We start from the raw sequence: 19658 nt of genomic DNA, 5'->3' as shown, positions 1-19658 counted from the left end.
TCCAAGTGAATCAGGCCTCAGTCGCCGGCCTGCACGGCCGCCGTGTCCAGCGCTGTGGTGAGGCGGTCCAGACGCTCCCGCAGCTCCCGGACCTCGTCGATGTCGAAGCCCGTCGCGGCGGCGATCCGGCGCGGTACCTCCAGCGCCCGCTCGCGCAGCGCGGTGCCCTCCTCGGTGAGCCGAACCTCCACCGACCGCTCGTCGCGCGCGCTGCGCTCCCGGTGGACCAGGCCGGCCGTCTCCAGCCGCTTGAGCAGCGGGGACAGTGTGCCGGAGTCGAGGCGGAGGTGTTCGCCCAGCTTCTTCACGGGCAGCTCGCCGTGCTCCCACAGCACCAGCAGCACGAGGTACTGCGGGTAGGTGAGGCCGAGGTCCTTGAGGACCACGCGGTAGAGGCCGCCGAAGGCGCGCGAAGCGGCGTTCAGGGAGAAGCAGATCTGCTGGTCGAGGCGGAGCCAGTCCGAGGCGGGCGTGGTGGTCATGAGAACAGGATAGCTCTTGCCCGTCATTTAGTTGCGCACAACTGAATTGCGTGCTCTACTTGTGGTCATCGGGCGGCACCACAAACGCCGCCTCGACCGTGATCTGAGAGGGATGGTCTTTCCATGGACGCGATCTACACCGCAGTCGCCACCGCCACCCACGGCCGCGACGGCCGCGCCGTCACCTCCGACGGCAAGCTGGACCTGGGCCTCGGCATCCCCGTCGAGATGGGCGGCAACGGCCAGGGCACCAACCCGGAGCAGCTGTTCGCGGCCGGTTACGCCGCCTGTTTCGGCAGCGCGCTCGGTGTCGTCGGCCGCGCGGCGAAGGTCGACGTCAGCGACGCCGCCGTCACCGCCGAGGTGGGCATCGGCAAGCAGGGCGAGGGCTTCGCCCTGAAGGTGACCCTCCGCGTCGAGCTGCCCGACGGTCTGGACGAGACGACCGGCCGCAAGCTGGTCGAGCAGGCCCACCAGGTGTGCCCCTACTCCAACGCCACCCGGGGCAACATCGACGTCGACATCGTCGTCGAGTAACCCCCCTCGACCGACCCCTCAACCGACCCGCGCCAGCACCTCCCCCGTCCGCTCGCTCCACGCCACCACCACCGCCTCCTCGGGCAGGGTGCGCTGCCGCGTCAGCAGCAGCCAGCGCACGCGGTAGCGGCGGACGACGGCGGAGCGCTCGGCGCGGGTCGACGACGGGGAGAGGTAGGCGCGGACGTCGGCCAGCCGGCGCCCGCGCTCTCGTTCGTCCAGCGCCGGATCCGGCCGGACGGGCGCAGCCAGGTTCGGCCCGTGACCGGCGATCGCCCGACCGGCGTGCCGGCCGTCGGTGATCACGACCTCGCCGGGCCCGATGTGCTGGGCCGCCCAGTCGTACGACGGCCAGCGCGGCGGCTGCCGGAAGCCGACCGGGTCCAGTGAGCGCGGCACCACCGCCCCCGCCTGCACGGTGAGGAACCCGAGGCAGGCACCCGCGGCCGCCGCCACCCCCAGCGCCCGCCGCCACACCGGCCAGGGCCTCGGCGCCGCCAGCTCCACCGCGAGCGCGCACTGCAAGGGCAGTGCGGTCAGTCCGAGAACCCCGCCGTAGGTGTAGCGGCCGCTCAGCCCGCCGTACGCCGCCACCAGACAGTCGAGCGCGAACATCAGCACCAGCGGATCCCGCCGGGACGACCGCCGCTTTCGCAGCCACAGCGCCGGCAGCCCCAGCAGCACGGCCGGCCAGAACTGTCCGCCCAGGTCCGTGTACAGCCGCCGGTGCACCGGGTCGAGGGCGCCGTCCCAGGCGAGCGCGAACACGTCGAAGTACGGCCAGGACCAGGCGACCAGCAGGGCCACGACGCCCGTGAGAGCCCAGCGGACGGCCACCGCGGGACGCCATCCCCGCTGCCGTCCGGCGATCATCGAGACCATGCCCACCGCCGCCGCCACCGACGTGACCGGATGGACGAGCAGGATCACCCCGTACAGCGCACCGAGCCCCGCGTACCCGGAGAAGCCGCGCAGCCCGCTCGGCCCGACGTAGCGCACCGGCCGGATGTCATGGGCCCGCGTACCCGTCAGTGCCCAGGCCCAGAGGGCGAGCCCGGTCGCGAAGGCCGACGGATAGCCGAGATCGCTCGTCATCGACAGCAGCCCGAGGCCGCCGCTGCGCGGGGCGGTGCCCCACAGCAGGGTCAGCGAGGCGAGTGCGAGCACCGGCGCCCAGGGGCGCGGCGTCAGCACCCGCACGAAGCGGCCGAGGCCGGTCAGCAGCACCAGCAGGTTCAGCGGCCCGGCGAGCCGCACCACCTCCCAGCCCGTCAGCCCGGTCAGCCGCGCGAACGCGCCCTGCACCACCGCGTACGGCGAGTAGTACGGGCTGCCCGCACCCGGCAGGTCCGCCGTCGGATGGCGCGGATGCAGCAGGTCCGCCGTGATGCGCTCGACGACCGCCGCATGCTGCCCGGCGTCGCAGCACGGCGGCACCCGCCAGTACGCCAGCGACATCAGCAGCCAGAACAGGAAGCCGAAGACCTGGAACGGCGTCGGACGCCAGAGGCGGCCGCCGCGCAGCGCCGTCGCGCCGCGCACGGCCCGCCGGGTGAGGACTCCGGAGCTCACCGCGGACAGAGAAGCATCGGGGGCATTTGTCGTATGTTCCCGCCCGGAGCCGACGACTGTGCCTCAACTCACCTCATCGGGTGAGCGCCGGGGTCCGTTCTGCGAGCGGGACCACCGGCGGGATCGCCTCCGGCGGCTCGCCGAGCAGGATCCGCCGGACCACCCGCTCGGCGGCCAGGCCGTCGTCGAACTGGCAGAAGCGCTGCCGGAAGGCGGCCCGCAGGGCATGGGACTCGGTGTACGAGCGGTCGCGGAACACTCGCGCCAGCTCCTGAGGAGTGCGGGCGACCGGGCCCGGCGGCGCCGCCGGCAGATCGAAGTAGACGCCCCGCGTCTCCCGGTAGGCCTCCCAGTCGTCGGCGTACACGACGATCGGACGGTCCAGGTTGGCGTAGTCGAACATGATCGACGAGTAGTCGGTGAGCAGGACGTCGGCCGCCAGACAGATGTCCTCGGCGGAGCGGTGGCCGGTCACGTCGATGATCCGGCCGCCGGTCCGCAGCGCCCGACGGTCGTGGAAGTAGTGGGCGCGCAGCAGGACCACCACGTCGTCACCGGCCGCCGCGCAGAAGGCCTCCAGGTCCAGGTCCGGATCGAAGCCCGCGCGGTGGGTCGGCGCGTACAGCACGGCCCTCGCACTGCGCGGTACGCCCAGCTCACGGCGGATCCGGACCACGTCGTCGGAGGTCGCCGTGAAGAACCGGTCGTTGCGCGGATAGCCGTACTCCAGGGTCTCGTACGAGCCCGGGAACGCGTGCTCCCAGATCCGTGTCGAGTGCCGGTTGGAGGAGAGGCTGAAGTCCCAGCGGCGGACCCGGCGCAGCAGCCGGTCGTGGCCGCCGACCGTCGGCTCGTCGATGCCCATGGTCTTGAGCGGGGTGCCGTGCTGCGTCTGGAGGTGGACGCTGCCGGGCCGTTTCACCACCCGGCTCGCGAAGTTGGCGTTGTTGACCAGGTAGGTGGCGCGGGCCAGCAGCTCCCAGTACCGGTTGCTGCCGATCACCGCGTACTCCACGTCGCGCGGCATCGTGGCAGCCGCCTCCGCGTCCACCAGGAACACCGAGCGGATGTGCGGGGCGAGTTCGCGGGCCTTGGCGTGGATCGCGGCCGGGTTGCAGGTGTAGCCGCGGCCCCAGTAGGCGCAGTACACCGCGAGGTCCGGATCCAGCGGACGCTGCAGATGCCACCGGTAGCGGAGGCGGGTGCGGAGCATCATGAGGTCGCTCGTCCGGGCCGTCCCGCCGGACGCCAGGTGTGCGGCCTGCTGGGAGTGGGCCGTGACGGACTGGAGGGCAAGGGAACTCCCTGGTGTGAGAACGGTGTTCAGACGTGCTCGGCCGGTTGCGCGGCCGCGGGTCAGCGGGGAGCTTCGGCCGGTTGCGGGATCATGGTCAGCCGTGTGCGCGCGGGCGACGGGACCGGGTGGCGCTCCGCGGGCGGTACGACGGGCGGCAGGGCCGCGTCCGCCTCGCCCAGCACCACACGGCGTACGACCCGCTCGGCGGCGCGTCCGTCGTCGTACGGGCAGAACCGCTCACGGAACGCGGAGCGCAGCTGAGCGGAGCGGGAGCCGCGCCAGTGGCCGGTGGCGAAGATGTCGATCAGCTCGTCCTCGCTGCGCGCGACCGCGCCCGGCGGGAAGGAGCGCAGGTCGAAGTAGGTTCCGCGGGCCGCCTCGTACGCCGCCCAGTCCTCGTCGGCGGCGTGGACGACGATGGGGCGGTCCAGGTTGGCGTAGTCGAACATGATCGACGAGTAGTCGGTGACCAGGGCGTCCGAGGCGAGGCACAGGGACTCGACGCTGTGGTGGTCGGTGACGTCGATGACACGGGCCGTCGGGCCGGTGAGCGGACCGCCGTGGCGGGGGTGGGCGCGGGCCAGGACGACGAAGCGGGGGCCCAGCCGGCGTACGACGCGCTCCAGGTCGAGGGCGCTGCGCTGGGTGCGGCGGTAGTCGCGGTAGGTCGGCGCGTACAGGATCGCGACCGTGTCCGCGGGGATGCCGAGGGTCTCGCGCAGCCGGGCCACGTCCGCCGAAGTGGCCCGCTGGAACACGTCGTTGCGGGGGCAGCCGTGGGCGAGCGTCGTGTAGCCGCCCGGGTAGACGCGCTCCCAGGTCAGTGTGGAGTGGCGGTTGGCGGAGACGACGTAGTCCCATGTGTCGACGTTGCGCACAAGCGCGCCGAAGTCCGTGTCGCGGGCGGCCGCCGGGCGCTCCTGGAGGTCCAGGCCCATGTGCTTGAGAGGGGTGCCGTGCAGGGTCTGGACGACGATCTGACCGGACCGCTTGACCGGCGGACCGTCGAACTCGGCGTTGGTGACGAGGTACTTGGAGCGGGCCAGCGCCGTCCAGTACGCGGCCGTGTCGGGCCGCAGACGACGCGTCGCCGTCGGGACGGTGTGGTGGTGTTCGGGGCGAGCGATCCACGCCGTGCGGATGTGCGGGGCGAAGGAACGGAACGCGCCCTCCAGCGCACCCGGACTGCAGCCGTGGCCGCGGTCCCGATGCGAGGAGAAGACGGCGCGATCGGCGCGCAGGGGAAGGCGCAGCTGGATGCGGTAGTGGAGCCGCAGTGCCATGGCGCGCGTCGATCGGAGCAGCCGGACCGACCGCCTCACCGCCCTGCGGTGCACGGCCGAGGTGAGGCGGAGCAGCCGATACGTGCGCAGCAGGCCCAGCCGGATCAGCACATGCCGGGCACGCGAGCCCGGCGGGACCGGGGAGCCCGGCGTGCGGTAACGGCGGTAGTGCGCCCGGGACTTGCGCAGGAACTCGGTGCGGGCCGCGCGCGGCAGCCGGGCCCGCCTGCCGTACACCGTCACCAGGTGGTCGACCATCCGGCGGAACAACAGCGGCCGCCATCCGGCGAGCTCGGGGCGGCCGTCGAGAAACGCGAAGAGACGGTCGTACTGCTCGAAGACATCGAAGTGGCGGCGGTCGGTGGTGCCGAGGATGCCGCCCCGGCGGCGCTGCCGGTGGTGCACGCAGACCCGGTCGAGGGTGGCGAGGGAACCGGCGGTCATCAGGACCGGGTAGGTCCACGGGGTGTCATCGTCGCAGCCGGAGCCCGGCGGGAAGGCGAAGGCCTCACGCTCGACGAACTCCCGGCGGTACGCCTTGTTCCAGGCCACCGTCAGCAGGTTCAGCAGCCCCGGCCGGTCCTCCAGGCGGAAGGGCGCCGGCCCCTGTTCGGTGAGGTGCTCGGCGGACTGGTCGCGGAGGGTCTCGCCCGACCAGTGCGTGCGCGCGTGGTCGTACACCAGGACGTCCGGATCACCCGTCTCCTTCAGCCGGTCGGCGATCGTGCGCAGCGCGTCCGGGGTGAGGGTGTCGTCGCCGTCCAGGAACAGCACATAGTCGCCGGTGGCCTCGGCCATCCCGGCGTTGCGGGCCCGGCCCGGGCCCCCGTTGGCCGGCAGATGCAGCGGCCGTACACGCGGGTCGCGGGCCGCGAACTCGTCGACGATCGCACCGCAGGCGTCCGGCGAGCAGTCGTCCACGGCGATCAGTTCCAGATCCGGGCACGACTGGGAGAGCACCGACTCCAGGCACTCGTGCAGATACGCCTGAACCTGGTACGCGGGGACGATGACACTGAACCTGGGCAAGGCACATCCATGGGTCGGCGCGGGCGTTCCGGCCCCGGGAACGGCCAGTGGAGTGACTTGGTTACGTTTCGTACGGCATACGGGGGATGGTGGGTGAATGTTGAGGGGTGGGCCGGTGTCGGCCCACCCCTGTGACGTCCCCGTGTACGGACTACTTCACCGCGCCCGCCATCACCCCGGACACGAACTGTCGCTGGAACGCGAAGAACACGACCAGCGGGACCACCATGGAGATGAACGCGCCCGGCGCCAGGATGTCGACGTTGTCGGCGAACGCACGCATCTGCGTCTGGAGGGCGACCGTGATCGGCTGGCTGTTGGTGTCGGAGAACACCAGCGCGATCAGCATGTCGTTCCAAACCCACAGGAACTGGAAGATGCCCAGGCTCGCGATCGCGGGCCCGCCCAGCGGCATCACGACCCGGACGAACAGCCGCAGTTCACCCGCACCGTCGAGCCGGGCCGCCTCCAGTAGCTCCTTCGGGATCTCCGCGAAGAAGTTCCGCAGCAGGAACACCGCGAAGGGCAGACCGAAGCCCGTGTGGAAGAGGACCACGCCCATGATGTTGCCGAACAGGCCGATCTTGCCGAAGAGTTCGGCGACCGGGATCAGCGCCACCTGCACCGGCACCACCAGCAGACCGACCACTCCCAGGAACCACCAGTCGCGGCCCGGGAACTCCATCCACGCGAACGCGTAGCCCGCGAGCGCGCCGATGACGACGACGAGGACCGTCGCCGGGACCGTGATCAGCAGGGTGTTGACGAGCGAGTCGGTGATGTCGCTGTTCTGGAGGAGCTTGTCGTAGCTCTCGAAGGTCAGCTGGGACGGCTTGCTGAAGACGTCCCACCAGCCGCTGATCGTCATCTCCTCCGGGGGACGCAGCGAGGAGAGGAGCAGACCGATCGTCGGGACCAGCCAGAACAGGCCGACGAGGATGAGGAACACCCGCACCAGCCCGCCGCTGACCCCTTCGGCGAGGCGCGAGCCCAGGGACTGCTTCGCCTTGACCGCCTCGACCGGTGCCGGCTCGGAGAGCCTGTCGGCATGTGTGGTCATCGCCGTACCTCCCGCCTGAGCCGACGAATGTTACTGCGCCTTCCCGGGGGATAACCCCCGGACCCCCAGCAGAAAGACAGGTGGGCGCTCATCGCCGTACCTCCCGCCTGAGCCTGCGGATGTTGAACCACATGACGGGGATTACCAGCAGCAGCAGGAACACCGAGATGGCGCTGGCGATGCCGGGCTGGTCCTCGGAGAAGCCCTTGCGGTACAGCTCCAGTGCGAGGACGTTCGCATCGTCCTGAGCGGAGCCCGGGGCGATGATGAAGACCAGGTCGAAGATCTTCAGCACATTGATCATCAGGGTGACGATGACGACCGCGAGGACGGGCGCCAGCAGGGGGACCGTGACCCTGCGGAACACCTGCCACTCACTGGCGCCGTCGACACGGGCCGCCTCCAGCAGTTCGCGGGGGATGCCCGCGAGCCCGGCCGCGATCAGCACCATCGCGAAACCGGCCCACATCCAGACGTACGACCCGATGATCGACGGCGTGACCAGCGAGGGGCCGAGCCAGTCCAGGCCGTTGTACGCCTCCTTGAAGTTGCTCGCCGGAAGCCTCAGCTGGGCGCCGTCGGCCTTCTCGGACAGCGAGAACGTGCCGTCCGCGCCGGCCTTCGCCGACTCCACGACCTTGCCGTCCTTGACCGCCTCGATCTTCATGCCGGGGTAGCCGAGTTCGGTCGCGTCGGGTGCGCCGAGCGTGCCGACGCCCTTGCCGCGGGTGAAGTCCTGCCAGGTCGTACCCGTGATCCGGCCCGGGTCGGCCTGCGGCGACACGGCCCTCTTCGCGTCGCCGGGCATCTGCTCGGGGGCGACGCCCACCAGGGGGAGGGTGACGGTGTCCCCGGTGTGGACCGTCGCCTTGGTGATGAAGCCGCCGCTCTGTGCCACCAGCGGCGACTCACGGCCCGGGTGGGCCTTCGGGAACGCGGACGACTCGGCGAACGTGTCGTGGATGCCCACCCACACCGCGTTCGCGACGCCCTTCTCCGGGTCCTGGTCGTAGACGAGGCGGAAGATGATGCCTGCCGCCAGCATGGAGATCGCCATCGGCATGAAGACGACCAGCTTGAACGCCGTGCCCCAGCGCACCCGTTCGGTCAGCACCGCGAAGATCAGACCGAGTGCGGTGGCGACCGTCGGCGCGAACACCACCCAGATGACGTTGTTCTTCAGGGCGGTGCGGATGCCGTCGTCGGTGAACAGCGCCTCGTAGTTGTCGAATCCGGCGAAACCGCTTCCCGACTGGTCGTAGAAACTGCGGACGACCGAGTACCCGATCGGGTAGACCACGAGCGCGCCCAGCAGCACGAGAGCGGGCAGCAGGAACAGCGCTGCCACGGTCTTCCGGGTGCCGGTCACACTCTTGCGCGACTTGGGGGCGGCAGGGGGCGGAGGGCCCCCTGCCGCCGTGGCGGACGTCATCGCGTCAGCCTCCGTAGGCGGCCGCCGCGTCGGCCTCCAGTTGGGCCTGCGTGCCCGCGACGTCCTTCGGGTTCGTCAGGAAGTCCTGGAGTGCCTTCCATTCGCCCTTGCCGGGCGTACCGCCGAAGGCCTGCGGGGCCTGGTCGGACATGTCGAAGCGGAACTCGTCGCCCGAGTCGATGAGCGCCTTGGCGATCTTCTGCTGCACCGGGTTCGGATACGCGGAGTTGTCCACGTTCTTGTTCGGTGAGAGATAGCCGCCCAGCTTCGCCTGGATCGTCGCCGCGTCCGGGGAGGCCAGGAAGGTGGCCAGTGCCTGCGCCGCCTTGGAGTCCTTCAGGATCACCGCCGCGTCGCCGCCGGAGACCACGGGGGCGCTGTCGCCCACGGCCGGGAAGGGGAACACCTTCGCGTCCGTGCCGACCTTCGCGCCCGCCGTACCGATGTTGACCTGCGCGAAGTCGCCCTCGTAGACCATGCCGGCCTTGGGCTGGTCGCCGCCGGTGAAGGTCTGCGTCACCGAGGCCGGGAAGTCCGTCTGGAGGGCGCCCTTCGCACCGCCGGCGACATAGTCCTTCTTGCCCCAGACCTGCGCCAGCGTGGTCAGCGCGTCCTTCACGGACGGGTCCGTCCACTTGATCTCGTGCTGCGCGAGCTGGTCGTACTTCTCCGGGCCCGCCTGGGAGAGGTAGATGTTCTCGAACCAGTCGGTGAGGGTCCAGCCCTCGGCGCCGCCGACGGAGAACGGCGTGACACCGGAGTCGTAGATGGTCTGGGCGGCGGTGAGGAGTTCGTCCCAGGTCTTCGGTTCCGTGGCCCCCGCGTTCTCGAAGACCTTGGTGTTGTACCAGATCAGGGACTTGTTGGCGGCCTTGTAGTAGACGCCGTACTGCTCGCTGCCGACCTTGCCGATGTCCTGCCAGCCCTGCGAGTAGTTCTTGGCGAGCTCGGCCTTGGCCTCGGCGCCCAGCGGCTTGGCCCACTTCTTGTCCACGGCCTGTTTGATGGCGCCGGGCTGAGGGAGCATCGCGATGTCCGGCGGCTGGCCGCCCGCGACCTTCGAACCCAGGAAGTTGATGATCGGGTCCTGCGCGGGCACGAAGGAGACCTTGGCGCCCGTGCGCTTCTCGAACTCCGCGAGGACCTTCTTGAAGTTGTCCTGCTCCGCGCCGCTCCAGACGGCGGCGACTTCGAGGCTCGCGCCGTTCAGTTTGGGGAGGGTGACGGTGGTGCCCGTTGTCTCGCCGCTGCCCGCCTGCTCGTTTCCGCTGTCGTCGTCTCCGCCGCACGCGGTGAGCGTGAGTGCGAGTGCTCCCGTGAGGACGGTGGCTGCGGCTTTCGCGGCCGTCTGCTTCCGGATGGTGCTGTACGTGCTGCGCATCACTGCCCCGTTCTTCGTTCCTCGTCGAACGTCCGAACGCTGTCCCGTGCGATCTGGTCTACGCCGGGTGCCTGGGGTCGGCAAGAGCGCGTTCAGTGTCAAGACGGTGATCGTGATGGCGTCGTGACCAAGCCCTCCGGGGGCGGGCGGGATTCGGGTGCGTCGCGGCTCGCGCCTAGAGAAGCGAGGGCACCGACACCGCCGACACCTCCCGCGCCGCCCTCTCCAACGCACTTGCCAGCAATGCAAGATCCGTCGGACCGTTCCCCAACTCCCGGACGGGACGGCGGGCCGGGGGATCGCCCATGCGCTCCCACTCCAGCGGTACGACCGTCGGCCGCAGCGTCGCCGTACGGGGAATCCGGCCCGTGACGCGGCCGCCCTGGAAGGGCATTCCCCGGCCGTCGGCGAACGACAACCGCCCCCGTCCCGGCGCCGGCTCGTCCTGACCCGGCGCGGGCGGGTCGAGAGTGACCCGCAGCGTCGCCTGCTGGGCCGGCTCGGTCCGCGCCGTACGACCGCCGACCCCCGACGCGGCGACCAGGTGCACGCCGAGCCGCTCACCCTCCCGGGCCACGGCCTCCAGCGCCCGCATCACGGACCCGGCGGCCGGCCTGCCCGGTGAACCGAGGGCGGGCGACACCAGCGCGTCCAGGTCGTCCACGACCACGACGAGCCGCGGCAACGGAGGTATCACCTCGGCCTGCTGACGAGCGGCGGCCGGCCGCAGCCGGATCGTCGAACTGGGCGGCGCGTCGATGTCCCCGGCACCACCGGAAGCACTCGCACCCGCCGATCGCTGGGCGACCATACGGCCGGACAGCTCCCGCCCGGTGTGCCAGTCGGCGAAGTCGGCCCGCCCCAGCAACTCGGCCCGGCGTTTCAGCTCGGCACTCAGCGACTGCGCGAACTCCCGCATACGGACGGGGTCGTTGGCGGCGAGATGGGTGGTCACATGCGGTACGTCCGTACAGACCCGCAAGCCCTCGCCGTGTCCGCTGCCCGCGCCCACGCTGTCCCGGCCGTCGATCAGCACGATGCTCAACCGGTCGGGCCGCTCGGCGGCGGCCAGCGACGCGACCACGGCCCTGAGCAGCTCCGTACGTCCGCTGCCGTGCGGTCCCTCGACCAGCAGATGCGGTCCCTCTGCGACGAGGTCCGCGCTCACCGGCCCGCGCGGCCCGGCCCCGAGCACGGCCAGGGCCCGCCCGCCGAGCGCCTCCGCGTCGTCGGCCGCGTCCGCCCAGCGCGCCATCAGCGACGCCGGGGTGGCCCGGGCCAGCCCCAACTCGTCCAGCAGACGGGTCACCTGGGGCAACGGAACCGACACCCTGCCCTGCCGCTCTCCCGTCGCACCGTCCGTCCTGAGCGGTGCCAGCGCCCGCGCGAACCGCTCCGCCCACGCGAGCGAGACGGCGTCCACCGTGGCGACCGTGCCGTGTCCGACCGGGCCGGGCAGCGACGACCCCGCGCCCGCGACCCGCATCAGCCGCAGCGCCGTGGCGACATCACCGCTGAGCAGCGCGACGGCACCGCAGTCCCGGAAGGCAGGGGAGGCCCCGCACGCCGCCTCGTACGTCTCCGTCACCGGCGAGGCCGGGGAGGCGGGAGCCGTCTCGGCCAGGCACACGACGTGTATGCCGACCCGCGGGCCCTGAGCCGCCAGCCGCGCCACCGCCTCCCGCACATCGGCACCACCGGGGTCTCCGTCCACGATGACCACGGTGTACGGCCCCGCGAATCGGCCCTCGCCGTGGACGGCTTCGTCGTCCGCGGCCCAGGACGGCCGGTGGGCCGCGCCGCGGACCGGCTCCTGGGGGTCGGGGTGGTTCGCGGGTGTGTCGTACGACGCCGTGTCGCGGCGGGCGGAGGGGATGGACACGTCGGGTCCGATGGCCGTCGCCGGACCGGTTCCGGTCGCGGATGTGCCCTGCCTGGTGGCCGTGTTGACCGTGTTGGCCGTGGTGGCTCCCTCGGCGGCCGGGGTGCCGATTCTCAGTTCCGCCAGGTGGTCCTCCAGGCGGCGCAGTAGTTCGTCGGTGCGGGCGGTGGCCTGTTCACGGTCGTAGGCGAGGAGGAGACGGCAGTCCTGGCCGTGGCCCGGGCGGAGGTGGGGGAGCCAGCCCAGCCAGGCCCACTCGGCGGTGCGCTCCTCGACCGGGCGGGCGCGGTCCGCGCTGATCAGGACGACTTCCAGGGTGTCGGGGGAGTGCAGCGCGGCGAGTTGGGCCACGACCGTGCGGGCCAGCCCGGCGAGCCGCGCGCGCGGGCCGGCCAGCCCCAGCGCCCCGACCTCGCGCAGATCTGCGGTCACCGGCACGGCGGGCAGCAGGCCGGAGCCGTCGGGTGCGGCGCGGTCGGTGGTGCCCAACCGCACGGTGAGCGCCTCCGGGTGTCCCGGGCCGCGCTCCCACAGCCGGGGCCCCGGACCCAGCGCGGTCAGCAGCAGCGCCGCCGGGTCCGGCCAGACCTCCGGCACGGAGGATGCGGTGACCGAAGGCTTCGCCGCGACCTCGGCCACGTCCTCGTCGTACGCCTCGCGCCCGGCCGCCCCCTGCTCCGTGCGCCCTCCGGCCAACCGTCGCGCCCACGCCGTCAGCCCACCGCGCCTCCGCACGCCCTGCGGCACATCGGTCCCACGGAGGGGAGTCCCTTTGCGCCGGCTCCTGCCGTCAGCGGGGTGCGCCGAGGCCTCCCCGCCCACCGCATCGGAGGCCGGATCACCGAGCCGGTCGTGCGCTGCCTGGTCGAAGGCTGCGCTGCCGGTGCCGGGGGTGGTCGTGCGGGGGTCGGGGGCGCCTGGTGAACTACCGGCATCCGTACCGGGGTTGGCGCCTCCGTGGGTGTCTCCGGAAGTGGTGCCGTCGAGTGAGTGCACGGCCGTCGTGGCGGAGACCGTGTCGACGGGCCCGCCGTCGGCTGCCGTACCGAAAGCACTGCTGTCGTCGGGCCCCTTCCCGGCACCGGCACGCAAGTGCCCACCATCGCGCCCACCGTCGGTGGGCCTGGCGCCGGACGTCGCCGTCGGTCCGCCCGCTCCGAAGCGGCCCCCGTGGGTGTCGCCTCCGTCCGTGCGCCCCCTCGAGGCCGCATCGCGAGCCGCGTCGGCTGCTGTCCCACGGCGTTCGATGTGCGGGGCGCCGCCCTGCTCCGGCACCACCGCCGATGCACCGGAACTCTGCCCCGGTGTCGCCCAGGCTGCCGTGCCGTAAGCGTGGGACGTGCTGCCGGAAGGCCCGGACCTGGCCGGGTGGGCCGCCGCACGCGCGTGTGTCGCTCCCGTGGTCTCGCCGTCCCCGGCAGGCACCCGCACATGCCCTTCGCCGTCGGGTGCCGTCCGCAGACGCGCTCCGGGGCCGCCGGCCGGGGCGAGCCGGAGTGCGGACTCGCCGATCCGGAGCAGGGTGCCCGGGGTGAAGCGGACCGGGCGGGTGCTCACCCGGCTGCCGTCCAGGGTCGTGCCGTTGGTGGAGCCGAGATCGGCGACCGTGACGCGGCCGTCGGCGGCGACGGTGACCGCGCAGTGGAGACGGGAGACGTCCGGGTCGTCGAGGGCGACGTCGGCGTCGGCGGAGCGGCCGATGTGGATCTGGCCGCCATGCAGGAGGTGGACGCCGCCTGCGTCCGGGCCCGCGACGATGTCCAGGCGGGTCGGGGCGTCGTCGACCTCGGGGTGCGGCTCGGGCTCGGCCGGGGAGGCCAGGGACAGCACGGCGCCGTCTATCAGCGGGGGCTCGCCCAGCGTGCAGCGCCGGTCGTCGAGCCGCTCCGCGCCGGCGAACAGCACGGCCGGGCCGTCGCTGCCGGAGACCGCCGAGGTGAGTGCCGACGCGACCGCGGACAGCGCCGTGCCCGCGGGCGCTGTGACCAGTACGTCGCAGCTCGCGGCACGGCCGGGTGAGGGCGCCCCCAGGGGGTCTATGACGGTCAGCCGGATCTGCATCGCGTCAGCGGTCCCTTCTGCGCGGGCGCGGCGCGGACTTCCCCCCACCCCACACGAGCACGTCGGCCAGTACTGAAGGCATCCTCGCACCTGCCACTGACAACGCGCCCCCCGCCGGAGGGCAAGTGATCTTGATTGGTCGGCTCTGCCCGTAAAAGTGCCTGACCAGTACTGCACCTGTGATCGTTCGGGAGCCACTTGGGATCGCTCACGTCCGGGTCCGGCAACCGACGGACCGAGTCGAGCGTCTTTCCTTCGAACATGTACATACGCCGGCAAGGACGCAGGGACAGCCGGACGACAGCCCGGTGCCAGGCGTGGCGGCACTACAGTGGTTCGGAAAACACAGGCAAGCAGCGAAACACAGGCAAGCAGCAGGGAGCTCATGACGTGCGGCCGGTAGGCAGCAAGTACCTGCTCGAGGAGCCGCTCGGACGCGGCGCCACGGGCACCGTCTGGCGAGCCCGCCAGCGGGAGACCGCGGGCGCCGAGGCCGCCGTGCAAGGGCAGCCCGGCGAGACCGTCGCGATCAAGGTCCTCAAGGAAGAGCTCGCAAACGATCCCGACATCGTGATGCGCTTCCTCAGAGAGCGGTCCGTCCTGTTGCGGCTCACTCACCCGAACATCGTCCGGGTCCGTGACCTGGTCGTCGAGGGCGATCTGCTGGCCCTGGTCATGGACCTGATCGACGGGCCCGACCTCCATCGCTACCTGCGTGAGAACGGTCCGCTCAGCCCGGTCGGTGCGTCCCTGCTCACCGCCCAGATCGCCGACGCGCTCGGCGCCAGCCACGCCGACGGCGTCGTGCACCGCGACCTGAAGCCGGCGAACGTCCTGCTCCGCCAGGACGGCGGCCAGATGCATCCGATGCTCACCGACTTCGGCATCGCGCGCCTCGCCGACTCCCCGGGCCTGACCCGCACCCAGGAGTTCGTCGGCACGCCCGCGTACATCGCGCCCGAGTCCGCCGAGGGCCGCCCGCAGACCTCCGCCGTCGACATCTACGGCGCCGGAATCCTGCTGTACGAGCTGGTCACCGGCCGTCCGCCGTTCTCCGGCGGCTCGGCCCTGGAGGTCCTGCACCAGCATCTGAGCGCCGAACCGCGCCGCCCCTCCACCGTCCCCGACGCGCTCTGGACGGTCATCGAGCGCTGTATGCGCAAGAACCCGGACGAACGGCCCAGCGCCGAGAGCCTCGCCCGCGGGCTGCGCGTCGTCGCCGAGGGCATCGGGGTGCACGCGAACTCCGCGCAGATCGCCGCCGCCGAGGGCGTCGGAATGCTCCTCGCGCCCGACCCGGCGCCCACCGCGGTACCCGGCGTGCCCGGAGCCGGCGACCCGACGCAGGTGCTGCCGCACGGGAACTACGACCCGAACGCCGCGACCAGCGTCATGCCCCACACCAGTGGCCCGGCCGGCGCGGCCGACCCGACCGCCGTCATGCCGCCGGTGCCGCAGGGGCAGCCGGGCCAGCAGCCCGGGCGGCCCGAGGACCCGCACCCCTGGCAGAACCAGCTGCGGGCCGCCCGCGACCGCAACGAACAGACGCAGGTCCAGTACCTCGACCCCAGCCAGGACCCGCTGCGCCGTCGGCCCCAGCGGCAGGTCTCCCGACCGCAGCAGCCGCCGCAGCCCCAGCAGCAGCCGCGCGGCCGGCAGCCGCAGCAGCCCGGCTACGGCTATCCGCAGCAGCAACAGCCGCAGCAGTACGCCCCACAACAGCAGCAGCCCCAGCGGTACGCACCGCCCCAGCAGCCGCAGCAGCCGCCGCCGCGCGAGCCCCGGCAGTCGCGGCAGCGCAGCTCCAACCCGATGAAGATCCCCGGTCTCGGCTGTCTGAAGGGATGCCTTTTCACGATCGTCATCCTCTTCGTCGCCGGGTGGCTGGTCTGGGAACTGAGCCCGCTTCAGGACTGGATCGGCACGGGCAAGAGCTACTGGGACCAGATCGGCGACATGTTCAGCACGGTCACCGGATGGGTCGAGAAACTCGGCGGCGGGGACTCGGGCTCCAACTGACGCCATTCCCTGAATTCACCTCCGTGGTGACGGGGTTGGTGATTTGTCGACACCTGGCGGGTGATTTCCGCCTCGACGGTGAAGGTTGGCTCTTCTGACGCGTAGTTTTAGCGACTAACACGCGTCTGGTAGGAGCAGCCTTGGCACGGAAAATCGGCAGCCGGTACACCGCGCACCAGATCCTGGGGCGGGGCAGCGCCGGCACGGTGTGGCTGGGCGAGGGGCCGGAGGGGCCCGTCGCCATCAAGCTGCTGCGCGAGGACCTCGCGTCCGACCAGGAGCTCGTCGGCCGCTTCGTGCAGGAGCGCACGGCGCTGCTCGGCCTCGAGCACCCGAACGTCGTCTCCGTGCGCGACCTGGTGGTCGACGGCAACGACCTTGCGCTCGTCATGGATCTCGTACGCGGCACCGATCTGCGCACCCGGCTGGACCGCGACCGGCGGCTCGCCCCCGAGGCCGCGGTCGCGATCGTGGCGGACATCGCGGACGGGCTCGCGGCCGCGCATGCCGCCGGGGTCGTGCACCGGGACGTGAAGCCGGAGAACGTGCTGCTCGACATGCAGGGCCCGCTCGGGCCCGGGAGCTCGCACCGTGCCCTGCTGACCGACTTCGGTGTGGCGAAACTCATCGACTCCCCGCGGCGGACCCGGGCGACGAAGATCATCGGTACGCCGGACTATCTCGCGCCGGAGATCGTCGAGGGCCTGCCCCCGCGGGCGGCGGTCGACATCTATGCGCTGGCGACCGTGCTGTACGAGCTGCTGGCCGGCTTCACTCCCTTCGGCGGCGGACATCCCGGGGCGGTGCTGCGGCGCCATGTGACGGAGACGGTGGTCCCCCTCCCCGGGATCCCCGACGAGCTGTGGCAGCTGCTCGTCCAGTGCCTCGCCAAGGCGCCGGCCTCGCGGCTGCGGGCCTCCGAGATGGGCGCGCGGCTGCGGGAGATGCTGCCGCTGCTGGTCGGAATGCCGCCGCTGGACGTGGACGAGCCGGACGCGGAGTCGGACGAGGAGACACCTCAGGAGGCGGGCGACGGTCAGGTCCCGCCCCCGAAGAGCGGTGAGCGCGCCCGGCGACGGGGTGCGGTGCCGCTGGTGCCGGGGGCGAAGCCGGCCGACTCCAACCGGGACACGCATACGTCGATGAGGGTGCCGGGGCCCGATGAGCTGGCCGGGGGTGCCCGGGGGACGGCGCGGGTGCCGCGGGCCGCGGGCGCGCCGCGTCCCGGTTCCGCGCGGAACCGGGCGGTGACCCGGCGGCGCAGGGTGGCCGTGGGCGTGGCCGCGGCGCTGCTGGTGGCGGCCGCCGGGGTGGGTACGTGGCTGGCGACCTCGGGGGACGACGCGGGAGCGACCCCGCAGGACACGAAGAACTCGGCACCGGCGGCGCCATGAGTGTCGCGCCCCCGCCGCCCGCACCCGTCCCGGCCTGAAGGGACTCGGCCAGGGGACGCGGGCGCGAACTGAGGGTCACAGGAAAGCGACACTCACCCGGCGCTGGCCGCTTGGCGGAGCCGTTAGGCTGGAGGCGTGGCAGTCGTCGATGTATCCGAAGAGCTCAAGTCCCTCTCCTCGACCATGGAGTCGATCGAGGCCGTTCTGGACCTCGACAAGCTGAGGGCAGACATCGCCGTGCTCGAGGAGCAGGCGGCCGCGCCGTCCCTGTGGGACAACCCGGACGAGGCGCAGAAGATCACCAGCAAGCTCTCCCACCTCCAGGCCGAGGTCAGGAAGGCGGAGGCGCTGCGCGGGCGGATCGACGATCTTGCCGTGCTGTTCGAGATGGCGGACGAGGAGGACGACCCGGACACCCGCGCCGAGGCCGAGTCCGAGCTCTCCGCCGTCAAGAAGGCCCTGGACGAAATGGAAGTGCGGACTCTTCTCAGCGGCGAGTACGACGCCCGGGAAGCGCTCGTCAACATCCGCGCGGAGGCCGGTGGCGTCGACGCCGCCGACTTCGCCGAGAAGCTTCAGCGCATGTACCTGCGGTGGGCCGAGCAGCACGGCTACAAGACCGAGGTCTACGAGACGTCGTACGCCGAAGAGGCCGGCATCAAGTCGACCACCTTCGCCGTGCAGATCCCGTACGCCTACGGCACCCTCTCCGTCGAACAGGGCACGCACCGGCTCGTCCGGATCTCGCCCTTCGACAACCAGGGGCGCCGGCAGACCTCCTTCGCGGGCGTCGAGGTCCTCCCCGTGGTCGAGCAGACCGACCACATCGAGATCGACGAGTCCGAGCTGCGGGTGGACGTGTACCGCTCGTCCGGGCCCGGCGGCCAGGGCGTCAACACGACCGACTCCGCGGTGCGGCTCACCCACCTGCCCACCGGCATCGTCGTCTCCTGCCAGAACGAGCGGTCGCAGATCCAGAACAAGGCCACCGCGATGAACGTCCTCCAGGCCAAGCTGCTCGAGCGGCGCCGCCAGGAGGAACAGGCCAGGATGGACGCGCTCAAGGGCGACGGCGGCAACTCCTGGGGCAACCAGATGCGTTCGTACGTCCTGCACCCGTACCAGATGGTCAAGGACCTGCGCACCGAGTTCGAGGTCGGCAACCCGGAGGCCGTGTTCAACGGCGAGATCGACGGGTTCCTGGAGGCCGGAATTCGCTGGCGCAAGCAGCAGGAGAAGTAACTTTGTCGACAAGGCAACTGCCGCCATCTCGGCGGCAGTTGCCTTTTGCGTGCTGCATGTCCGGGTTTTACATCACACTCACAGACTCCAACCCATCGCATAGTCCCCGTAATTGGACATCGCGAACGGAAACGGCCTTGACGTTGCTTTGAAAAATGGGAAGGGTAAAGCGCGGCATGCGTATCTCTGGGGCGCATGTGAACCGGGGGCCTTCGGCGCAGCCACCTCCGTCGATCACAGCCCTGAGCGCCGCCTCATTGACGATCAGCTACTGGGGGTAGCAACCAGATGACTAACAAGACGCGCATCCGCGTCGCGCGGATCGCCGCCGCGACCGTGATCGCCGCCGGTGCCTCGCTGACCGCTGCGGGCGCCGCTTCGGCCGCACCTGCTGAGGACGACTGCTTCCTCGGCATCCTGTGCGGCGACGAGTCTCCTGCGCCGACCGACCCGCCCGTCCCGACCGGCCTGCCGACGGACCCGCCGACCGGTCTGCCCACGGACCCGCCGACCGAGCCCACGGAGGAGCCCACCGAGCCCACCGAGGAGCCGACCGAGCCCACGGACGAGCCCACGCAGCCGACCGAGGAGCCCTCGGACCCGGGTAACGGAAACGGCAATGGGAACGGCAACGGCAACGGCGGCGGCAACAACGCCGACCCCGACGGCGGCTCCTCCGCCCAGCAGGAGGGCTCGTCCTCCCTGACGGACACCGGCTCGGACGCCGTCGACACCTCTGCCCAGGGCGGCGGTGACGAGCTCGCCGAGACCGGTGCGGCTCAGACCACGTTCCTGCTGATCGGTGCCGCCACGATGATCGCCGGCGGTATCGGCTTCCGCATTCTGCCGCGCCTCATGGGCGGCCGCGGCGGTGCGGCTGCCTGACGGTAGCCGCGCGCGTACGGAACGTATGCACAGTGCGTGACGAAGGGCCCGGAGCGGAAGTCGCTCCGGGCCCTTCGCGTGCCTCTGTAAGTCTGTGAGTCC

At 71.6% G+C, this 19658-nt stretch carries 12 protein-coding genes and 1 pseudogene; 5 read left to right on the top strand and 8 right to left on the bottom strand.

Translation table 11 applies throughout. The features are described 5' to 3' along the window. Positions 1 to 17: 17 nt before the first annotated feature. Positions 18 to 482 carry a MarR family transcriptional regulator gene (locus ACIHFB_RS40025; RefSeq protein ID WP_365283457.1) on the bottom strand — a complete coding sequence of 155 codons (465 nt, stop codon included), beginning with the start codon at positions 480 to 482 and terminating at the stop codon, positions 18 to 20. 123 nt (positions 483 to 605) lie between these two features. On the opposite strand from ACIHFB_RS40025, the gene ACIHFB_RS40020 reads away from it, so the two are divergent. Further along, complete coding sequence (locus ACIHFB_RS40020) at positions 606 to 1019, top strand: organic hydroperoxide resistance protein (RefSeq protein ID WP_210593580.1); 414 nt, start codon at positions 606 to 608, stop codon at positions 1017 to 1019. Between the two features lie 18 nt (positions 1020 to 1037). Here the strand turns inward: ACIHFB_RS40020 and ACIHFB_RS40015 are convergent, their stop codons facing one another. From ACIHFB_RS40015 to ACIHFB_RS39985, 7 genes and pseudogenes are all read right to left on the bottom strand, one after another. Continuing rightward, complete coding sequence (locus tag ACIHFB_RS40015) at positions 1038 to 2591, bottom strand: hypothetical protein (protein WP_365283454.1); 1554 nt, start codon at positions 2589 to 2591, stop codon at positions 1038 to 1040. 73 nt (positions 2592 to 2664) lie between these two features. Continuing rightward, positions 2665 to 3903 (bottom strand): annotated as a pseudogene (locus tag ACIHFB_RS40010) (CDP-glycerol glycerophosphotransferase family protein); the annotation flags it as partial. A 44-nt stretch (positions 3904 to 3947) separates the two neighbouring features. Then, complete coding sequence (locus tag ACIHFB_RS40005) at positions 3948 to 6200, bottom strand: CDP-glycerol glycerophosphotransferase family protein (protein WP_400129462.1); 2253 nt, start codon at positions 6198 to 6200, stop codon at positions 3948 to 3950. 151 nt (positions 6201 to 6351) lie between these two features. After that, positions 6352 to 7260: a carbohydrate ABC transporter permease gene (locus tag ACIHFB_RS40000; RefSeq protein WP_365283450.1), complete on the bottom strand. Its 909-nt coding sequence runs from the start codon at positions 7258 to 7260 to the stop codon at positions 6352 to 6354. An 88-nt stretch (positions 7261 to 7348) separates the two neighbouring features. Next, positions 7349 to 8692, bottom strand: a complete 1344-nt coding sequence (locus ACIHFB_RS39995) for a sugar ABC transporter permease (protein WP_365283448.1) — start codon at positions 8690 to 8692, stop codon at positions 7349 to 7351. A gap of 4 nt (positions 8693 to 8696) precedes the next feature. Continuing rightward, positions 8697 to 10073, bottom strand: a complete 1377-nt coding sequence (locus tag ACIHFB_RS39990) for an ABC transporter substrate-binding protein (RefSeq protein WP_400129461.1) — start codon at positions 10071 to 10073, stop codon at positions 8697 to 8699. Between the two features lie 175 nt (positions 10074 to 10248). After that, a complete protein-coding gene (locus ACIHFB_RS39985; protein ID WP_400129460.1) occupies positions 10249 to 14016 on the bottom strand; it encodes an FHA domain-containing protein in 3768 nt (1255 codons plus the stop codon). Positions 14017 to 14406: 390 nt separating this feature from the next. On the opposite strand from ACIHFB_RS39985, the gene ACIHFB_RS39980 reads away from it, so the two are divergent. The 4 genes from ACIHFB_RS39980 (at position 14407) to ACIHFB_RS39965 (ending at position 19556) form a co-directional block, all read left to right on the top strand. Beyond that, the gene (locus ACIHFB_RS39980) at positions 14407 to 16035 is read left to right on the top strand and encodes a serine/threonine-protein kinase (RefSeq protein WP_365283442.1); all 1629 of its coding nucleotides are present in this window, start codon (positions 14407 to 14409) and stop codon (positions 16033 to 16035) included. 140 nt (positions 16036 to 16175) lie between these two features. After that, positions 16176 to 17429: a serine/threonine-protein kinase gene (locus ACIHFB_RS39975; RefSeq protein ID WP_365283440.1), complete on the top strand. Its 1254-nt coding sequence runs from the start codon at positions 16176 to 16178 to the stop codon at positions 17427 to 17429. A 135-nt stretch (positions 17430 to 17564) separates the two neighbouring features. After that, positions 17565 to 18671, top strand: coding sequence for a peptide chain release factor 2 (prfB, locus tag ACIHFB_RS39970; RefSeq protein WP_365283438.1), 1107 nt, complete (start codon positions 17565 to 17567; stop codon positions 18669 to 18671). Positions 18672 to 18959: 288 nt separating this feature from the next. Beyond that, positions 18960 to 19556, top strand: coding sequence for an LPXTG cell wall anchor domain-containing protein (locus tag ACIHFB_RS39965; protein ID WP_365283436.1), 597 nt, complete (start codon positions 18960 to 18962; stop codon positions 19554 to 19556). Positions 19557 to 19658 lie beyond the last annotated feature (102 nt).

Origin of the sequence: Streptomyces sp. NPDC051963, assembly GCF_044593495.1 — a bacterium.
Classification (GTDB): Bacteria; Actinomycetota; Actinomycetes; order Streptomycetales; family Streptomycetaceae; genus Streptomyces.
Note: the sequence above shows the minus strand (reverse complement) of the source record. Positions and strands in the feature narration are given on the sequence as shown.